At 54.0% G+C, this 17,949-nt stretch carries 14 protein-coding genes and 1 pseudogene; 4 read left to right on the top strand and 11 right to left on the bottom strand.

Features of this window, described 5'->3' with window-relative positions; genetic code table 11:
* The first annotated feature begins 55 nt into the window (after positions 1-55).
* The 4 genes and pseudogenes from FHL16_RS17955 to FHL16_RS17940 all read left to right on the top strand — a co-directional run bounded on the left by FHL16_RS17955 (position 56) and on the right by FHL16_RS17940 (position 2,465).
* On the top strand, positions 56-304 hold the full coding sequence (locus FHL16_RS17955; RefSeq protein WP_154502361.1) for a hypothetical protein: 249 nt from the start codon (positions 56-58) through the stop codon (positions 302-304).
* Complete coding sequence (locus FHL16_RS17950) at positions 276-1,250, top strand: copper resistance protein B (protein WP_019821351.1); 975 nt, start codon at positions 276-278, stop codon at positions 1,248-1,250. Before FHL16_RS17955 ends, FHL16_RS17950 begins: the two co-directional genes overlap by 29 nt.
* A 9-nt stretch (positions 1,251-1,259) precedes the next feature.
* Positions 1,260-2,008: pseudogene (locus tag FHL16_RS17945) on the top strand (c-type cytochrome).
* Positions 1,998-2,465 carry a DUF411 domain-containing protein gene (locus tag FHL16_RS17940; RefSeq protein WP_024078245.1) on the top strand — a complete coding sequence of 156 codons (468 nt, stop codon included), beginning with the start codon at positions 1,998-2,000 and terminating at the stop codon, positions 2,463-2,465. The pseudogene FHL16_RS17945 and the gene FHL16_RS17940 overlap by 11 nt, the downstream one beginning before the upstream one ends.
* A gap of 305 nt (positions 2,466-2,770) precedes the next feature.
* Here the strand turns inward: FHL16_RS17940 and FHL16_RS17935 are convergent, their stop codons facing one another.
* The 11 genes from FHL16_RS17935 to atpD all read right to left on the bottom strand — a co-directional run bounded on the left by FHL16_RS17935 (position 2,771) and on the right by atpD (position 17,930).
* Complete coding sequence (locus FHL16_RS17935; protein ID WP_032874284.1) at positions 2,771-3,103, bottom strand: DUF2790 domain-containing protein; 333 nt, start codon at positions 3,101-3,103, stop codon at positions 2,771-2,773.
* A 188-nt stretch (positions 3,104-3,291) separates the two neighbouring features.
* Complete coding sequence (locus tag FHL16_RS17930) at positions 3,292-4,923, bottom strand: TnsD family Tn7-like transposition protein (protein ID WP_158080547.1); 1,632 nt, start codon at positions 4,921-4,923, stop codon at positions 3,292-3,294.
* Positions 4,924-5,284: 361 nt separating this feature from the next.
* Complete coding sequence (locus tag FHL16_RS17925) at positions 5,285-6,952, bottom strand: TnsD family Tn7-like transposition protein (protein ID WP_019821343.1); 1,668 nt, start codon at positions 6,950-6,952, stop codon at positions 5,285-5,287.
* A 16-nt stretch (positions 6,953-6,968) separates the two neighbouring features.
* Positions 6,969-8,429 (bottom strand): ATP-binding protein, encoded by a 1,461-nt coding sequence (locus FHL16_RS17920; protein ID WP_019821342.1) that lies wholly within the window; start codon positions 8,427-8,429, stop codon positions 6,969-6,971.
* Entirely contained in the window at positions 8,426-10,594 is a 2,169-nt protein-coding gene (locus tag FHL16_RS17915; protein ID WP_019821340.1) for a Mu transposase C-terminal domain-containing protein, read from the bottom strand. Before FHL16_RS17915 ends, FHL16_RS17920 begins: the two co-directional genes overlap by 4 nt.
* The gene (locus FHL16_RS17910; protein ID WP_019821338.1) at positions 10,591-11,445 is read right to left on the bottom strand and encodes a TnsA endonuclease N-terminal domain-containing protein; all 855 of its coding nucleotides are present in this window, start codon (positions 11,443-11,445) and stop codon (positions 10,591-10,593) included. Before FHL16_RS17910 ends, FHL16_RS17915 begins: the two co-directional genes overlap by 4 nt.
* Positions 11,446-11,728: 283 nt before the next feature.
* Positions 11,729-13,561 carry a glutamine--fructose-6-phosphate transaminase (isomerizing) gene (gene glmS, locus FHL16_RS17905; protein WP_077748855.1) on the bottom strand — a complete coding sequence of 611 codons (1,833 nt, stop codon included), beginning with the start codon at positions 13,559-13,561 and terminating at the stop codon, positions 11,729-11,731.
* Position 13,562: 1 nt separating this feature from the next.
* Positions 13,563-14,339 carry a DeoR/GlpR family DNA-binding transcription regulator gene (locus tag FHL16_RS17900; protein WP_010465456.1) on the bottom strand — a complete coding sequence of 259 codons (777 nt, stop codon included), beginning with the start codon at positions 14,337-14,339 and terminating at the stop codon, positions 13,563-13,565.
* A gap of 256 nt (positions 14,340-14,595) precedes the next feature.
* Complete coding sequence (gene glmU / locus FHL16_RS17895; protein WP_077748854.1) at positions 14,596-15,963, bottom strand: bifunctional UDP-N-acetylglucosamine diphosphorylase/glucosamine-1-phosphate N-acetyltransferase GlmU; 1,368 nt, start codon at positions 15,961-15,963, stop codon at positions 14,596-14,598.
* Positions 15,964-16,079: 116 nt separating this feature from the next.
* Positions 16,080-16,505 (bottom strand): F0F1 ATP synthase subunit epsilon, encoded by a 426-nt coding sequence (locus FHL16_RS17890; RefSeq protein WP_010465460.1) that lies wholly within the window; start codon positions 16,503-16,505, stop codon positions 16,080-16,082.
* A 45-nt stretch (positions 16,506-16,550) separates the two neighbouring features.
* Positions 16,551-17,930 carry a F0F1 ATP synthase subunit beta gene (atpD, locus tag FHL16_RS17885; RefSeq protein WP_008155715.1) on the bottom strand — a complete coding sequence of 460 codons (1,380 nt, stop codon included), beginning with the start codon at positions 17,928-17,930 and terminating at the stop codon, positions 16,551-16,553.
* Between the last annotated feature and the right edge of the window lie 19 nt (positions 17,931-17,949).

Genomic DNA, 17,949 nt, shown 5'->3' with positions numbered 1-17,949 from the left:
TATGGAAATGGGCATGTTCCGTGAAGTACGGGTTGATGAGTAAAGGAGACGATCTGTGAGCACATACCTAAATCGTAAATCGCTGGTCGGTTGCCTCTTTGCCGTCGGCTTGATGGGTGGACTCTCGTCCGTGGCGCTGGCAGTCGAAGATAGTAGTGTTCATTCACCTGCTACTCCTGCGGAAGCAACGAGCAAGCCTCCAACTGCGACAAACGAGTCAAAGCCCGATCACGGGTCAATGGATCACAGCAAGATGAGCCATGAGTCGATGGATCATGACCAAAAAACCAAAAAGGCAGATTGAGATCATGACCAGTAAGTTTTTACGCCCAACGTTGATAGCACTGGCAGTCTCTACCAGTCCTGCTTTCTTTGTCGTGGTTCACGCCGCTGAAGAGATGGATCACTCCAAGATGGACCACGGCTCAATCGGAGCTATGGACCATAGCAAGATGGGGGCTATGGATCACAGCAAGATGAGTATGGATGACGGGCAAATGGACGGAATGGAAAGTATGGATGGAGGGGCGACTACCACCAGTCGAACCCCAGTCCCCGTACTTACCGACGCTGACCGTGCAGCCGCCTTTCCAGATGTCGCTGGTCATGGTGTCCACGACAAAAAACTAAATTCCTTCATGCTGCTGGATAAATTTGAGTACCAGGATGCTGACAACGGTAGTGCATTGGCCTGGGATGCAAAAGGATGGATCGGCGGTGACGTTGACCGACTGTGGTTGCGCTCGGAAGGCGAACGTACCAATGGCGTAACGGAAAACGCTGAACTCTCAGCACTTTGGGGGCACTCCATCGGTCCATGGTGGGATGTCGTCACCGGCGTACGACAAGACTTCAAACCCGGGTCACCACAAACTTGGGGAGCGCTCGGTATTCAGGGCATGGCCCTCTATAACTTTGAAGCCGAAGCGACCGCCTACATCGGTGAGAACGGTCAAACCGCTGCTCGATTGGAAGGCGACTACGACATTCTGCTGACCAATCGCCTGATCTTGCAGCCGACGGCCGAAGCCAATTTTTACGGAAAAAATGATCCCCAGCGCGGCATTGGGTCTGGATTGGCAAACACCGAAGTAGGGCTCCGATTGCGTTATGAGATTGTTCGCCAATTTGCCCCTTACATTGGTGTTAGCTGGAGCCGCTCCTACGGCAATACGGCAGATCTGGCCAGCGATGAAGGAGAGGATGCCAACGAGGCCCGGTTTGTCGCCGGTATTCGGATGTGGTTTTGAGGGCCTGACATGAAAAGAACATTGAAAACATTGACTGCTGCCGGGGTGGTTGCCGCAATAACAGGTGCCGGCGTGGTTTATTTTGGTGTGATCAATGTTGGGGCGGATGAACCACATTCCGATCCCGTTTACGCGCTACTTTCCACCGCTCGGGATCGCTCGATCGAAGTGCGCTCACGCGACATTAAAGTCCCCGACCTGAGCGAAGAAGCTCTCATCCGCGCAGGTGCTGGCAACTACAACTCTATGTGCATCGGTTGCCATCTGGCTCCGGGTATTGCAGGAACCGAGTTAAGTAATAGCCTTTACCCTGCACCTCCGAATCTTTCAAAACTGGGCGTTGATGGAAACCCTGCCGCAGCTTTCTGGATCATCAAGCATGGAATCAAATCCAGCAACTGCCTTCATTGGATGCAGAGCAATACAAAGCTCTAGCAACCAGCAGCGGTGGTCATCAACACGGTGGCGGTGAGAGCAAAATGCATAACCATGAAGGCCAGCATGAGGGCCAAAAAGGCGTTGTCGCGGGGCATCATGACGCGAGTGCAGCCGAAGAGATAGCCGAAGCAGGCGACCATCATGGCGAGAGAAACAGCGCTCATGCCCATGAGGCGGCCGCAGCGCCTTCTCAGGATGAAAGTACCGAACACGCCCATCCTCAGGTTGTGGAGGCTTCACATGACGCCCCTGAAACTCCGGCCACTCAGCCAAAAACTCATACCCACGCTGATGGGAAGGAACATACCCATGCGAAATAACTTTCTTCGTCCCGGTCGGGCACTTCGCCTCGCTGCATTTGCGGCTCTGTTTATCAGTTCAGCTGGTCATGCAGCAGAGTCGCTGACGATCGACGTCCATCGTGACGCTAACTGTGGATGCTGCAAGAAGTGGATCCAGCACCTTGAAGCTAACGGCTTCACCGTCGTTGATCATGTAGAAACCAACATGAGCGCGGTCAAGCAGGATCTCGGTGTTGCTCCACGACTCTCGTCCTGCCACACAGCAATGATCAATGGAAAGTTTGTTGAAGGTCACGTGCCCGCCGAGCAAATCATTGCGATGAGCAAACGTGACGACCTTCTCGGGATCGCCGTTCCTGGCATGCCGGCCGGCTCCCCAGGAATGGAAGTGGACGGGAAACATGACGCTTATAAGGTAATCGGCTTGTCCAAAGCAGGCACAGACCACGTCATTGCTGAATACCCCGGAAACTGATCTTCTAATCTTGTTCCTGCATGGTCAGGGTCATGGCAGTGCAGAGGACATAGCTCATTTTGAACGTAAAAAAGGCGCCACTAGGGCGCCTAAACCGCCTCCCAAACCAAAGGAGAAACAAGGAGGCGGGATGTATCTGGTGGTTGAGCAATACTTCACTGCGCGTTAGAAACCTTTCAACTGACAGAGATGATTTCATAAAATGGATAACTTCAGCCTGTCCTGAAAATTACTTCTACGTCAGCGGGCAGTAAGCTTGTTCGGACAAACGGAAAATTATGTTGCGCTTAAATAATTTGCATGGTCTAGCTTCCATGTGGGCAGTTGTCGGCCATAACCTTATATTCCACGGTGTTAAGCTTGCCGGTAGAGTCTTCGTAGGTCATGCGCGAAGGAGCAATACCACAGGTTTTATTGGCTTGTGTGACACTGACGACCTTCTGGATATCGAGGTTCATACCATATTCATAATGAACAATTTCAGGAGGTGTCTTACCATTTCTTGAGGCGTATTGTTCCATTGCCTGTTGGTTCTCTTGCATCATTCGACCATAAACGCGGTCACCGCCTCCCTCAGCCATGGCCAAAGCAGATAAGGTCAAAATAGTAGCGGCAAAAAATCCTTTCATTGCTGTCATTGCTTTCATAATTATCTCCAGAGCTCAATTATTTCTGAGTTAAAGAGTAACAAGTGAAAGCTTTCAGAAAGCTGCCGCGAATGTTACTAATGTGAAAGGTGGACCCTGCTCCGCGTCTACGCTTAGGAGCCAGATGGGATTTTTATTATCACCTGAGGTTGGCAGACGCTGACGGAATACAGATGCCCTCAAAAGCTTATTGGAACCGGTGGTCCCTCCCAATTCCTCGATACGCCGGTAGATCTGAGCAAGGCCTCCGCGTCGACTCCGGTTCTTGCCAAGCTTTCCAGATCCCACTCGAAGAAACTGGAAAAAACCAGGAAAACCTTGCTTGCTACCGCTGAGGTCAATCTTACCGTCGAGTAATTCACCGGGAGCTTCATCCTGATGAGTTCAGAGACAGTCCACACCAAAGTTCTTAGACGGAAATGCCATACTGACTCTTGATGAATCTTGATCTGTTGATAAGTAAGGGGAAACTTCTGCTTGCGCAGATCCAGTTCATGAGGTAACGAACTTGGGAGCAGCGATTGCAAATTCCGAATGTTCACTCTCTTCGGATCTTTCGTAACTTTGTATAGCTCATCTACGCCCGCTTCGATAAGGGCTGCATACGCGCCGTCTCTAGAGTCGACAGACTTCTCGGCCGTAACTGCAACTTTTTTAGGTGCACGGAGTTTTGCCATTAACCATGCGTTATCATTTTCTAGAATCCATTGCGTAGGTTTGTACGCTTTCTTCCAGAGGTACTCGACATCGGCGTCGGCACGTAGCGCTAAAAGCAACTCAATTTTTTGGCGATATCTAGTTTTTTGGTTAGGATGCGATTCTTCGCCTTTGGGAACTCGCGGAGAAATAGAGGCACTCAGCAGGATAGACTCATTCTTCAGAGCCTCTTCAAAGTCATCTGCACTGGAAAACAAATGAAGAGCAATGATCAAATGCCGCGCGAGCGGCATATTTAGCTGACCTTTGTCTGATTTGAGCCGGATCCATTGCTCATGCTTCCCGGTGTTATAGGCTGGATCAATCTGCGACAAAAGCTCATCGCCGTAAGCGCTTTGGATGCTGTCGAATAGTTTTGCGATACCCGCATTTTTTCCGAAAATGAATCCGCGTTTCTTGCATTGGCGGACGTAGCACGAACTTAATACCGTACTGCCTATCGGAGGAATATTGCGTTGCAAGATATCGTGTGCGAACAGGGCGACTTTCTGTTCCAGATTTGAGCCCTTGTGAGTCGCTGCGCTGTTTAAGGGGCTCCAGCCGCACGCGCATGGCTCAGTCAGATTGGGAAGTAGCTTCAATTTTCGGTAGAACGGGCGAGAGCACTCGGGGCAGGCATGGATCAATGCGTCGCCATGACGCCAACAGACGGCAACACCGGGTATCTGGTGAGATCGATGCCAGTAGGCAGAACCCCGATCAATCAAATCCTCCTGAACGCAGGTAGGACAAAGCTTAGCCTTGCCATGGGTGGACTCTTCTCTGCGGGGCACCCGTACCACCCCGTCATAACCGAGCGGTCCTACGTTGTTCTCCGGACCCTGCTTAACCCCAAGAAAAGGTCGGTAAGCAGGAAAAGTCGTGTTGCTACTGATCAGCTCTGCGAGATTGCTCTCCGATTGCCCCGGCAGCCTGTGGGCGAGCCTCTCGATCTGCTTGGGTACGATGCCACCAATGCAAAAGGGTTTCGATGCGAACAAATCGCGGTAGGTTTCTGTCGCGGTTCTATTGCCTGACAGATAGTGATAGCGGGTGACACGAGAGTGCAGCATTTCATCCGGCATCGATACGGGGAAAAATAATAGATCAGACATCATTTACCGATTAAAGGTAGGGCTCGAAGAGAACGTGCATCCGAGGGCAGTATATATGCAACCCGTAAAATTCTGTATCCGGCCTGGATTTGGAAATGACACAGCCGCTCAACTTTGAATCGTAGTGAATTCATTTAAACCCTGCCGCGACCGTACTCCTTGAATACAACACACGTATCGATAACCCGCGTAGGTCAGCCCATGGCGATTGCTCGCAGGTTAGTACATTTTACTTGCTGATCGTGATCATGCGTATTCCGGACCTATTCTGGAAGGTGCAAATTTTCATTAACAGAAAAACAATGTGTTCACGGTGAATTAATTCAGAACGTTTTTTAGATGGAGGGAATGGCGGGCTGGATTACAGCGTGGGCCGAATGCTCGCGACCCGGTAGAGCGAAGAACGTGATACAGGCTTGCCCTCCGAGAGCAATTTGCGTCTAGCCCATCGCAGACGCCTATCGTGAAAGCCTTCGATTGATTCACATACTTTGTCGAGCATTGCTGCACAGAGAGGAAGCTTGCAGAGCTGCTTTTCGAAGCGAGACAGAACATGAAGCTCCCGGCCAATTCTGGTACGCGAGATGCGGACAGGCTTACCCGCAAGAGCATAAAGCGCTTCAGCACACTGACGGACTTCTTCGGCCAGTCTCGCATCGAGGGCAGCGAACATTTCGGCGCTATTTAGACGGGGCGTACGATGGGGGCTTGGGTTTACAGTTGACTCCGAAAGCCACTGCCTATCGTGGCGATACAGCCACGCATACCCCCTGCATGCATGTGCTTTGTAAAAGCGATAATCAGCCTCGAAAGCCGCGCGTCTTGCGCATAGCTCAATGTGAAATCGTGCCTCCCTCCAAGCACCTTGCCCGCCGGCTACATTTCGGATGTGACGATAGACATACGCCAATGAAACGCCTAGAACGGCAGCGATCTTTTTGGCATCAGCTCCCTCAAGAGCATGTTTCCACACAGCGGCTGACGAACAGTCCAGGCCTTCACCAGGCATCACCGGAGAAAGGCGCGTGTGAAGTCGAATGTGAGCTTTCGGACCACACGCCACCGCCTGTTTCATTGGGCGTTGACCATGCAGCAAGCTCACCATGTCAATGCCCAGAGCACCGGCCAATAAAATGTATTTGAGCGGATGGTGGGAGGTTATTGGCGTACGAAGCAGCTTCATGACCCATGAGGCGGGTGTACCTGCACGAACTTCTCCGAGTATAGAAAATTCCCATTCTCGCGGGAGTGCAGCAAAAAAATCGGCCATGTGCTGCGCCAGCATGTGCAGGTGCAAGCGATGGTTATCAGAGGCAAGGTTAAGCTGCGTTGCCCTTTGTAAAAGCGTGTAGCGCACCGCCTCCGCCGACAAAGCACTGACTTCAGACTCGATGACCTGAAGTGATCGCAACGCTATTTCGTGAAGCGGCGGCATGCGCAGCAACGGGGTATCGAGAAGTACCGTGTGTGCTTGCACATTCTCATCACTCGGCAGATTGAGTTGTCGAGAGCTACGGCTGGACCAGCGAGGATCAAGGATCCTAAGTGACGTGCCGTGATGCGGACATACCAGCACGCCTGGAAGCATGTGGACCCTGTGCCAGTAAGCAACTCCCCGTTGGGCCTGATCTTGGGCGATACATTCTGGGCATAACCGCACTCGGGAGGCGAATCCAATACGGCTCGCGTTGACGCCCAGCTTCAACATCAAGCCCTTCCCATCGGCAGTCATCAGCGTCCGAGCGTGTTCTACCTGGCTCATACTCAAAAACGGCGCATAGTAGGGTAATAGCGTGTGACGCATGAGGACCTCGGCTATCGATAGCTCGGTACCGCTGGGTAGCGCGTCGACAAACTCCCCTAAATGACTTGGGAATGCCACATTTTGCGAAAATGCTGCCGCCGATTTCAGTCCGGCAAATGCTTCTTGGCAATTACGAACACCGCAAAGACGGGCATAGCGAGAAATCACGCTGTGCAGCGTCTCGTCGGGAAACGCGGCGGGGAAGAAATGGAGTTTAAGGTGCACTTCGCCACCTCCCGACTCACGCTTTGTGGTACATCGGTGAGAACTCAAACAGGTCCTCGTTGAGCCAGCCCGCAGCGCGCAGAGCATCGAGGGGAGCGTCATGTTCGCTTAGCGCTGTAGCCTCTGAGTTTTCCACTGCAGTAGCAATTGGCGATGGGTGGCCTTTCGCAAGAATGGTTGGAGATGGGTCTACCGGCTTCTCACGGGATACAACACTTCGAAGCAAGGCAAGGCGATCCTCTCGTGCCAAACCATCGAAGACCATCATTTCGCTCAGCTGATCCTCAATCGGCAGCAAATCGTCGAACTGTCGCATCCGCTTCGGATCTCGGCTACGCAGAGCTGAAAGGGCTGGCTTTAGAATCTGCATTTTTGAGTTGCTTACCTTCACCAGGACCTCGGCAGTCAAACACTCCGAGCCACTCTGGACCGCATAACGCTGACTCAATACCAGCAGCTTGACCAGGAAATCTGTGACGCCTTGAGTGTGCTCATACAGCGTGTCGAAAATCTCGTCGGTCAGCTCAGCAGTCTGTTTGCACCACTGATAGCTCCAGAGATTTTCGACTAACAACCGCCACTCCTCATCATCTTTCTCGAATCGTTTGAATTCCAGCGTACCGGCACCACAGACTCGGCGGGCAGTCCGCATGACTTCTGAGAACAGGCTAATCGTAGAGTTCGTGCCACTGAAAACGACCGGGATACCAATGTTGTTAACCAAGTGCAGAAAGAAATTCAGCATGCTCTCCTTACCACCGGTTTTCGCCAAGTGGAGGTTTTGCAGCTCGTCGATTAACAAGGCGCCGATGAAAAACGTGCTGGCCACCTGCTCCATCTGTTGCAGCGCATCATTGATGTTTCGATGCCTGTAGCGCTTGTGATAGTCCTTGTCTCCTAGAGCGTCACCAACTGCATAAAAAAACTGCTGGCAAAATCCAGCCAGCGATCCATCCCGAGGGCAGTCAAGCTTCAGCCAAGTGATTTGGGTATGAACAAACTGCTTTCCCTCATAACGCTCATGACGGATTGTCTGTGGATAAAGGCTCAAAATGGCGTGGAGTGCCGTCGACTTGCCAATGCCGCTCAGGCCGACGACGGTGAACGTTTCTGCAGTGGACTTGAACGCATCGTGGTAACGCTGAGCCCCCGATAAAGAATGCAAATGCCGGACGGTAGCGGGCGACATCGGGTTACGCCCAACATACCCTCGACGGATGAGCAGTGAAAACAGGGCCTCCAGTTCCAGGTGTAACAAAAACGGCTGCACCACGGTTCTCAACCGGTCGATACAGTGAATTCGAGTGGATCCTTCGAGGGTCAGCTCTTTCGGATCCACCGGCTGAGGAAAATTCGAGATCAGCTCAATAGCCGCCGCCTCCGACAATATCGGAGGCAAAGCTTCGATAAGCGGATTGCCCGCATACTCACTTATGTCCTGTTTGACGTAATTGGCAAACGTCTGCGCACCTTTCATTTTGCCTGTCCTGGCCGAATTCTTTTGAGCAAATCGATAACCTGCGCAGTTCGCTCGCCGGCATATGAGTCATGCGCTTTCGGTGTCAATTCAGATTGAAGTGAAGCTGGCTCCGCCCTGACGCCTTCAGGAACAACCGCATTTTCACGCTCACGGAGACGTTCTTCTGCGCGGTTCTCGCGGATGTTCCCAGTGGCCTCTGCCTTGGTGGGCGGAGCAGGTTCCAATTTTCGTTCTGCGAGCGCATGACTGATGATCTGGTGGACCTGATCGCTAAGCTGGACACGGCTTTCCAGCTCGGCTCGCCGGCGAGTAGGCGGTTTTTGGCGATAGGCTTCGAGCAGATCAAAAATCTCGTCCGAGCGGTAATTCGCGTAACCGGCATCCGATCGTCGAAGATCACAGCGGATAAACTGCTTGGCCTCTCCCTGGATCCAGATGTGCGCCGCAGAGTTCGGATCGAACCAACACTCTATTGACCAAACGCCCCCTTTGCGAGCCTTGGCAAACCAATCTTTCTCTATGGCCATATCACACACGTAGTGCATGCCGCGAAACATCACCCCGCCCTTTTGAACGGTCGCGCGCTCGCGCGGCAAGAGATGGAGGTAAACCAGCTCGTCGGGACGTTTGTTGGATTCGATCAGGTCGTTTTCGCAGGCCCAATTCCATATCCCGTTGGGCGTAGGTTCAACGCCGTCATTCATCATCGCCTGAGTCAGTCGGTCAGGCTGTCGATGGTGCCGGTTATAGTGGAGCACGCAATTGATGAGTATCTGGGTGAACTCTTTGAGGTTCAGCGTGGCATCGAGCCGGTAATCTCGCTCGCCTCGCTCTTTGTCTCGCGCAGCTACCCCGCCAGGTAGCCATCTGATACCCGTCAAATCATTCAAAATGCCAAACCGACTTTCTACCATAGGCTTCCAATCAGGCCGATAAGGCGGAGCAGTGCCCATCTCAATTCCCAAGCCTGACGATAGCCCCTCTGCTGCCAGTGACAACATCTCTCCCCTGTCGGCGTAAATCTGGTGGGGCAGGTGGTGACAATTCCAATCATCTGAATTGATTTCAACGCCGTTCTGAGCGCAGAACTCGACTTTGGAGGTAAACGCGTTGAACAGCGCTTGCCTCGCCCCGTTCCAACTGGGACCTTCCAATCCTACATAGAGGCCAACAATCATTCCGGAGAAACTATCCACAACGATATAAACTACGGGCCGGCCAATGAGCATCCGTCTAGAGTAGCTGTTGACCAAATAAATATCGGCAATAGTTGCGTCGATTTCGAACTGATGACACGGTCCACGCAGCCAATCGCGAACGGTACCTGAAAGCGGACGGCAGTCCTTTAACCACTTCCTCAACCCTTTACGGCCACGCTCGGTTTCAATTTCGTCGAAAAAAATCTGTCCCCAATATCTGAACTGCCTCAGGCTGGGCAGCTCTAAGCTAGGCAGCAAACGAAGCTCTTCTTCACTGTTTTTAGAGATGTCTCGAACCGAGTAGAATCTTCTCAACATTTCGTCATATGCGCTCGAAATAGAAGACTTTTTATCTTTTACATAAAGGGAATACCCAACTCGGATGCATCGTTTATCAACCGCACCGAGCATCTTGGAAGGCGCAGTAAGAACGCCTTGAAACTTAGGCTTTCGCCCTGGAGGCCTACTTGGATCATATTTTCTATCGGCAACACCTACCGCCGAGTAATTATTAAGCAATGAGTTTCGAACTTGACCATAAAACCAATATCGGTAAAGAAGCCGATAGATAGTTTTTCGCTGGATTCCGAGCTCTGACGCCCGTTTGCTAACAAGCCGGCCTAACTCCCCCCGTACAAATATTTGTCCTGGATATTCAGGATCTAGCAGAGGGGCGATGACGGCCCACTTTTCGTCCCGGCCTTGCTTGGCTCTCTCATCCAACTGCTCCTCAAGCACAAGCATAAACTCGGGCGTGGTGATGGCTGCTGGTTTGGTGTGACCAGACGCTAGCGAGCGACGCAGCTCATCAAGACCAACAGCGTACGGCTGCCGGGGAGGGTCAGCTAGATCTATCACAACTGCTAAGTCATGCGTTTCATCCTGGTAAATGAGCCTGGCTATCGTAGAGATGACCGACAGATCGGTAACAGGCTCGAAAACGTCATTAACGAGAACAGTCATGACATTTTCTCCATCAACGATACTTGGGCAGGGATCTGGAAAACTTCGAAGTCAGGAACTAGACCAGTAAGGTGGAGAGGAGTGTTAACCAAATCTATTTTCAGTATCTTGTTCCAAACCAGATGGAAGAAAATTGCTTGAGCATCTATATAGGAAATGGACAGAAGGCATGCTATTTTTCTTAGACAGGTGGCCAAGGTCCACGAATATTCCCGGCTGTTTGCTAGGCAGTCGATAAAATTCGAATGCAACGGGACTTTCATTAAATCGCGATGCAGCTTCGAGTATTTTCTGATTAGTCCAAGATTTTTTATCAAATCTCGTGTAAAAAACTCATCTGTGACGATCTTCCAATCAACACCTTGGCTATGCCAAAAGCGCTTTTCAATCTCAAGTTTTTCAAGCGTGCGGTTACTTCCTTTGCCAACTAGGTCGGATCGATACTTCACAGTTCTAGCTACCGACTTAAAGTTTCCGTTCAAGTCCTTAACAGTTAGCAGGAAATCTGTTGTCATTACATAGGGCAGTGTCGTTCTAGGGTATCTGGGATAACGTACATCTATTGCCGACGCTATCGCTTGCGCACGCTCTGTAGGTAGTAACGGATATTGCTCACGGATATCCACGACGTTTTCAGAAAATTCACACACAAGGAAGTACGAACGCTCGAGATCTGACAGTAGGTGATGAATCCTCTCGATCTTCACACCTTGGATCTTGTGCGAACGACCTATCGACGGGACATCTTGTACCCGCAGCCAAGGCACGTAGCTTGCCCCGGCGCCTTCGCCAAATCCATTTGCAATATGCCGTTCAATGTCTTGCTGTGATGCAAACTTACGACCTCGCAACCCACGCCTCCTCAGTCGATGCGGACCGCTTCACCTCACGCCGAGAAAAAGTCGTAGAAGGACATGACCGCCGTAGCGGCCATATTTCAAAGCGTTTTCTAGACTACACCCGCGGAGAGTTGAAGCGATGAATCCAGACCAAAGGGAAAGCCTGGAAAGGAAAAACCCCCATAGATACGGGGGTTTGGGCCTTGTGTCAATCTATGTTCATGAGTGTCAAACTTTATTGTTTTGTGTCAATCTTTATTGTTCAAAACCAAGTGTTCAGTCAGCTGTGGATAACTTATTCCACCGTCACAGACTTCGCCAGGTTCCGCGGCTGGTCAACGTCAGTGCCTTTCAACACGGCCACGTAGTACGACAGCAACTGCAGCGGGATGGTGTAGAGGATTGGCGACAGGATGTCGTGGATGTGTGGCATGTGGACAACGTGGGTGCCTTCGCCGTTGGTCATGCCAGCCTTCTCGTCTGCGAAGACGATCAACTGGCCGCCACGGGCGCGGACTTCCTGGAGGTTGGATTTCAACTTCTCCAGCAGTTCGTTGTTCGGTGCCACGGTAACCACGGGCATGTCGTTATCCACAAGCGCCAACGGACCGTGCTTCAGTTCGCCGGCCGGGTAGGCTTCAGCGTGGATGTAGGAGATTTCCTTGAGTTTCAGGGCCCCTTCCATTGCGACCGGGAATTGCGCGCCACGACCGAGGAACAGGGTGTGGTTCTTCTCGGCGAACAGCTCGGCGATTTTCTCTACGGTGCTGTCCATGGCCAAGGCTTCGCCCAGACGGGTTGGCAGACGACGCAGTTCTTCGACCAGAGTGGCTTCGACGCCTTTGGCCAAGGTGCCGCGAACCTGACCCAGGGACAGGGTCAGCAACAGCAGGCCGACCAATTGGGTGGTGAAGGCTTTGGTGGAGGCCACGCCGATTTCGCGACCGGCCTGGGTCAGCAGGGTCAGGTCGGATTCACGCACCAGCGAACTGATACCGACGTTGCAGATCGCCAGGCTGGCGAGGAAGCCCAGTTCCTTGGCGTTGCGCAGGGCGGCCAGGGTGTCGGCGGTTTCGCCGGACTGAGAAATGGTGACAAACAGGGTATCCGGTTGCACCACGACTTTGCGGTAGCGGAATTCACTGGCGACTTCGACCTGGCACGGGATACCGGCCAGCTCTTCGAGCCAGTACCGGGCAACCATACCGGCGTGGTAGCTGGTGCCGCAGGCGACGATCTGTACGTTGCGCACTTTGGCGAACAGCTCGGCAGCCTGTGGACCGAACGCCTGCACCAAGACACCGTTCGGGCTCAGACGACCTTCGAGGGTGCGTTGGACCACGGCCGGTTGCTCGTGGATTTCCTTGAGCATGAAGTGGCGGAATTCGCCCTTGTCGGCTGCTTCAGCGCCGTCGCGGTACTGCACGCTTTCGCGCTCGACGGTTTGGCCGGTCACGTCCCAGATGTGCACGCTGTCGCGGCGAATTTCGGCGATATCGCCTTCTTCCAGGTACATGAAACGGTCGGTGACCTGACGCAGGGCCAACTGGTCGGAAGCGAGGAAGTTTTCACCCAGGCCCAGACCGATCACCAGCGGACTGCCACTGCGCGCTGCCACCAGACGATCTGGTTGATCGGCGCTGATAACGGCCAGACCATAAGCACCGTGCAGTTCTTTAACGGTGGCTTTGAGGGCCACGGTCAGATCGCGCAGGTCCTTGAGTTTGTGGTTCAGCAGGTGTGCGATGACTTCGGTGTCGGTGTCCGAGGTGAACACGTAACCCAAGGCTTTCAGCTGTTCGCGCAGGGCTTCGTGGTTCTCGATGATGCCGTTGTGCACCACGGCCAGGTCGCCGGAGAAATGCGGGTGCGCGTTGCGCTCGCACGGCGCACCGTGAGTGGCCCAGCGGGTGTGGGCGATGCCGAGGCGACCGATCAGAGGTTCGGCTTCCAACGCGTTTTCCAGTTCGCTGACCTTGCCCGGACGACGCATGCGCTCGAGCTTTTCATCGTTGGTGAAGACCGCCACACCGGCGCTGTCATAGCCACGGTACTCCAGGCGCTTGAGGCCCTCGAGCAGGATGGCGGTGATGTTACGTTCTGCGACTGCGCCGACAATTCCACACATGCTATTTCTCCTGACTGACAGCCGCGCAAATCAAATTGATGCCGCGGGCCTGAATCTGATCGCGTGCCGCTAGTGGCAGGCGTTCATCGGTAATGAGGGTATGGACGCTGCTCCAGGGCAGCTCCAGATTAGGAATCTTGCGGCCGATCTTGTCGGCCTCCACCATCACGATCACTTCACGGGCGACGTCAGCCATGACCCGGCTCAGACCCAGCAATTCATTGAAGGTGGTGGTACCGCGAACCAGGTCGATGCCATCGGCACCGATGAACAACTGGTCGAAGTCGTAAGAGCGTAGTACCTGCTCGGCGACCTGGCCTTGAAAGGACTCGGAATGCGGGTCCCAGGTGCCACCGGTCATCAACAGCACCGGCTCGTGTTCGAGTTCGCTCAACGCATTGGCAACGTGCAAGGAGTTGGTCATCACCACCAGGCCCGGCTGTTGGCCGAGTTCCGGGATCATCGCGGCGGTGGTGCTGCCGCTGTCGATGATGATCCGAGCATGCTCACGAATCCGCGTAACAGCAGCGCGGGCGATGGCTTGCTTGTATTTGGAAACCGGTTGACCGATGTCGGCTACCAGCTCCTGAGGCATGGTGATCGCTCCGCCGTAACGGCGTAGCAGCAGACCATTACTTTCAAGCGCGGCCAAATCCTTGCGAACCGTAACTTCGGAAGTTTCGAAGCGCTTGGCCAGCTCGTCCACACTGACTTCGCCCTGTTCATTGAGCAAGGCGAGAATGTTGTGGCGGCGTTGGGGTGTATTGCGTTTCGACATGAGCGAGTAAGTTTCGATTCGAAAGATAACGGAAGCAATCAAAACCTATTGGCGAAACTTCGTCAAGTCTGCGCTAGAAAAATTATCTGTGGATAAAAAGCTTCGCGGGCAAGTCGGATCGCCGCCCGCTCGCTCCTAAGGACCGGAGTCGTTCACAAAATTTGTTAACGACATGGATCCTGCAGGAGCGAGCGGGCGGCGATCCGACTTGCCCGCGAAGGCAATCTCAAAACCGCCGCAACGCGCTGTGGATAACTCAGCTCTTTTTGATCTTCACCGGCCGTTTCCAGCCATCGATGTTCTTCTGACGTGCCCGCCCCACAGCCAACTGCGCGTTATCCACATTCTGCGTGATGGTTGAACCGGCCGCCGTCGTCGCACCGGAAGAGATATCCACAGGCGCCACCAACGAGTTGTTGGAACCGATGAACACGTCTTCACCCAAGACGGTTTTCCACTTGTTGGCGCCATCGTAGTTGCACGTGATGGTGCCCGCGCCAATGTTGGTGCGCGCACCGATCTCGGCATCGCCCAGGTAGGTCAAATGACCGGCCTTGGCGCCTTCACCCAGGTGGGCGTTTTTCAGTTCGACAAAGTTACCCACATGCGCGCGAGCTTCAAGCACCGTACCCGGACGCAGACGTGCGAATGGACCGGCATCGCTACCTTCGCCCAGGATCGCACCTTCGATATGGCTGTTGGCTTTGATCACCACGCCTTTGCGCAGGGTGCTGTCCTTGATCACACAGTTCGGGCCGATCACCACGTCATCTTCAATGACGACCTTGCCTTCGAGGATCACGTTGATATCGATCAGCACGTCTCGGCCGACGGTGACTTCACCGCGTACATCGAAGCGGGCCGGGTCACGCAGGGTCACGCCTTGAGCCATCAAGCGGCGACCGGCGCGCAATTGATAATGACGCTCGAGTTCGGCGAGCTGCTTGCGATCGTTGGCGCCCTGCACTTCCATGGCGTCATGGGGATGCTCAGTGGCCACCACCAGACCATCGCTGACTGCCATTGCGATCACGTCCGTCAGGTAATACTCGCCTTGGGCATTGTTGTTGGAGAGACGGCTCATCCATCCACCCAGCTGTGCGAAAGGCAGGGCCAGAATGCCGGTGTTGCCTTCGGTGATTGCGCGCTCGGACTCGCTGGCGTCTTTCTGCTCAACGATGGCCGTGACCTTGCCGGCGGCATCGCGGACGATGCGGCCATAACCGGTCGGGTCATCCAGCTCGACGGTGAGCAAGCCCAGTTGCTGCGGGGCCACTTTCTTGAGCAAACGTTGCAGGGTTTCAACTTCGATCAGCGGAACGTCACCGTACAGGATCAGTACGGTGTCGGACTCGATGAACGGCACGGCCTGAGCCACCGCATGGCCGGTACCCAGCTGTTGGTCCTGCAGGACGAAATTCAGATCATCCGCCGCCAGACGCTCGCGCACCGCTTCGGCGCCATGGCCAATCACCACGTGGATGCGCTGTGGATCAAGTTGCCGGGCGCTGTGGATAACATGACCAAGCATCGAGTTGCCGGCGATCGGGTGCAGAACTTTCGGCAACGCCGAACGCATGCGAGTGCCTTGGCCGGCAGCGAGAATAACGATTTCAAGAGACATGACTGGCTACCAATCCTGGGTGGTCAGCGGCTGCGACCAGGTTATGAAAAACGGAAAAGAAAAAAGGGTAGCCGAGGCTACCCTTTTTAATCAATCGCGCAACAAGCAATGGCCTATTAGTGGCCAAACTTCTTGCGGATCTGCTGGACGGTGCGCAGCTGAGCTGCGGCCTCGGCCAGACGTGCGGCAGCAGAACCGTAATCGAATTCCGCGCCCCGCTCATGCAAGGCCTTCTCGGCAGCCTTAACGGCTTCCTGAGCGGAGGCTTCGTCCAGGTCGGCAGCACGTTGCACGGTGTCGGCAAGAACCTTGACCATGTTCGGCTGAACCTCGAGGAAACCACCGGAGATGTAATACACCTCCTCTTCCCCGCCCTGCTTGATCAGGCGGATCGGACCCGGCTTGAGATTAGTGATCAGCGGCGCGTGACCCAAGGCGATACCAAGATCACCCAGTGCACCGTGCGCAACCACCATCTCGACCAGGCCGGAAAAGATTTCCCCTTCCGCGCTGACGATATCGCAATGGACTGTCATAGCCATCTGATTGCCTCAACCTAAATTAGCGCCCGTTGCCGGGCGCCGGGATTACAGTTTCTTGGCTTTCTCGATCGCTTCTTCGATGCCGCCGACCATGTAGAACGCTTGTTCTGGCAGGTGGTCGTAGTCACCGTTGAGGATGCCTTTGAAGCCAGCAATGGTGTCTTTCAGGGAAACGTATTTACCCGAAGCACCGGTGAAGACTTCAGCCACGAAGAACGGCTGCGACAAGAAACGCTGGATCTTACGAGCACGGTTTACCAACTGCTTGTCGGCTTCCGACAGCTCGTCCATACCCAGGATCGCAATGATGTCCTTCAGTTCTTTGTAACGTTGCAGAACATACTGTACGCCGCGAGCGGTGTCGTAGTGGTCCTGGCCGATTACGTTCGGGTCCAGCTGGCGCGAAGTCGAGTCGAGTGGATCGACCGCTGGGTAGATACCCAGGGAAGCGATGTCACGGGACAGAACGACGGTGGCGTCCAAGTGGGCGAAGGTGGTCGCTGGCGACGGGTCAGTCAAGTCATCCGCAGGTACGTATACCGCTTGGATCGAGGTGATCGAACCGTTCTTGGTCGAAGTGATACGCTCTTGCAGAGTACCCATCTCTTCGGCCAGGGTCGGCTGGTAACCTACTGCGGAAGGCATACGGCCCAGCAGTGCGGATACTTCAGTACCGGCCAGGGTGTAACGATAGATGTTGTCGACGAACAGCAGAACGTCGTTACCTTCGTCACGGAACTTCTCGGCCATGGTCAGGCCGGTCAGTGCTACGCGCAGACGGTTACCCGGCGGCTCGTTCATCTGACCGTAAACCAGTGCCACTTTGTCCAGAACGTTGGAATCCTTCATCTCGTGGTAGAAGTCGTTACCCTCACGAGTACGCTCACCCACACCGGCGAACACGGAATAACCGCTGTGCTCGATGGCGATGTTACGGATCAGTTCCATCATGTTTACGGTTTTGCCTACACCGGCACCACCGAACAGACCGACTTTACCACCCTTGGCGAACGGGCAAACCAGGTCGATAACCTTGATGCCGGTTTCCAGCAGGTCGTTGCCGCCCGCTTGTTCAGCGAAGGTTGGCGCAGGACGGTGAATGCCCCAGCGCTCTTCGGTGTCGATCGGGCCAGCTTCGTCGATCGGGTTACCGAGGACGTCCATGATCCGGCCCAGGGTCGCTTTACCGACTGGTACGGAGATGGCTGCGCCAGAGTCGGTGACTTCCAGACCGCGCTTCAAGCCTTCGGTGGAACCCATCGCAATGGTACGAACCACGCCGTCGCCCAGCTGTTGCTGAACTTCGAGGGTGGTTTCAGCCGCGCTCACTACTTTCAGCGCGTTGTAGATGCTCGGTACGCTGTCGCGTGGAAATTCCACGTCGATAACGGCGCCGATGATTTGAACGATACGTCCGCTACTCATAGCTGGATCCTCTGAATAT

This window comes from Pseudomonas sp. FSL W5-0299, from assembly GCF_005930655.1.
GTDB lineage: Bacteria > Pseudomonadota > Gammaproteobacteria > Pseudomonadales > Pseudomonadaceae > Aquipseudomonas > Aquipseudomonas mandelii.
Note: the sequence above shows the minus strand (reverse complement) of the source record. Positions and strands in the feature narration are given on the sequence as shown.

Excerpts from the sequence above, each read along its gene's own strand:
- atpD (WP_008155715.1), bottom strand. The coding sequence starts at position 17,930 with ATGAGTAGCGGACGTATCGTTCAAATCATCGGCGCCGTTATCGACGTG.
- glmS (WP_077748855.1), bottom strand. The coding sequence starts at position 13,561 with ATGTGTGGAATTGTCGGCGCAGTCGCAGAACGTAACATCACCGCCATC.
- glmU (WP_077748854.1), bottom strand. The coding sequence starts at position 15,963 with ATGTCTCTTGAAATCGTTATTCTCGCTGCCGGCCAAGGCACTCGCATG.
- FHL16_RS17915 (WP_019821340.1), bottom strand. The coding sequence starts at position 10,594 with ATGACTGTTCTCGTTAATGACGTTTTCGAGCCTGTTACCGATCTGTCG.
- FHL16_RS17935 (WP_032874284.1), bottom strand. The coding sequence starts at position 3,103 with ATGACAGCAATGAAAGGATTTTTTGCCGCTACTATTTTGACCTTATCT.
- FHL16_RS17900 (WP_010465456.1), bottom strand. The coding sequence starts at position 14,339 with ATGTCGAAACGCAATACACCCCAACGCCGCCACAACATTCTCGCCTTG.
- FHL16_RS17930 (WP_158080547.1), bottom strand. The coding sequence starts at position 4,923 with ATGTCTGATCTATTATTTTTCCCCGTATCGATGCCGGATGAAATGCTG.
- FHL16_RS17890 (WP_010465460.1), bottom strand. The coding sequence starts at position 16,505 with ATGGCTATGACAGTCCATTGCGATATCGTCAGCGCGGAAGGGGAAATC.
- FHL16_RS17940 (WP_024078245.1), top strand. The coding sequence starts at position 1,998 with ATGCGAAATAACTTTCTTCGTCCCGGTCGGGCACTTCGCCTCGCTGCA.
- FHL16_RS17950 (WP_019821351.1), top strand. The coding sequence starts at position 276 with ATGACCAAAAAACCAAAAAGGCAGATTGAGATCATGACCAGTAAGTTT.
- FHL16_RS17920 (WP_019821342.1), bottom strand. The coding sequence starts at position 8,429 with ATGAAAGGTGCGCAGACGTTTGCCAATTACGTCAAACAGGACATAAGT.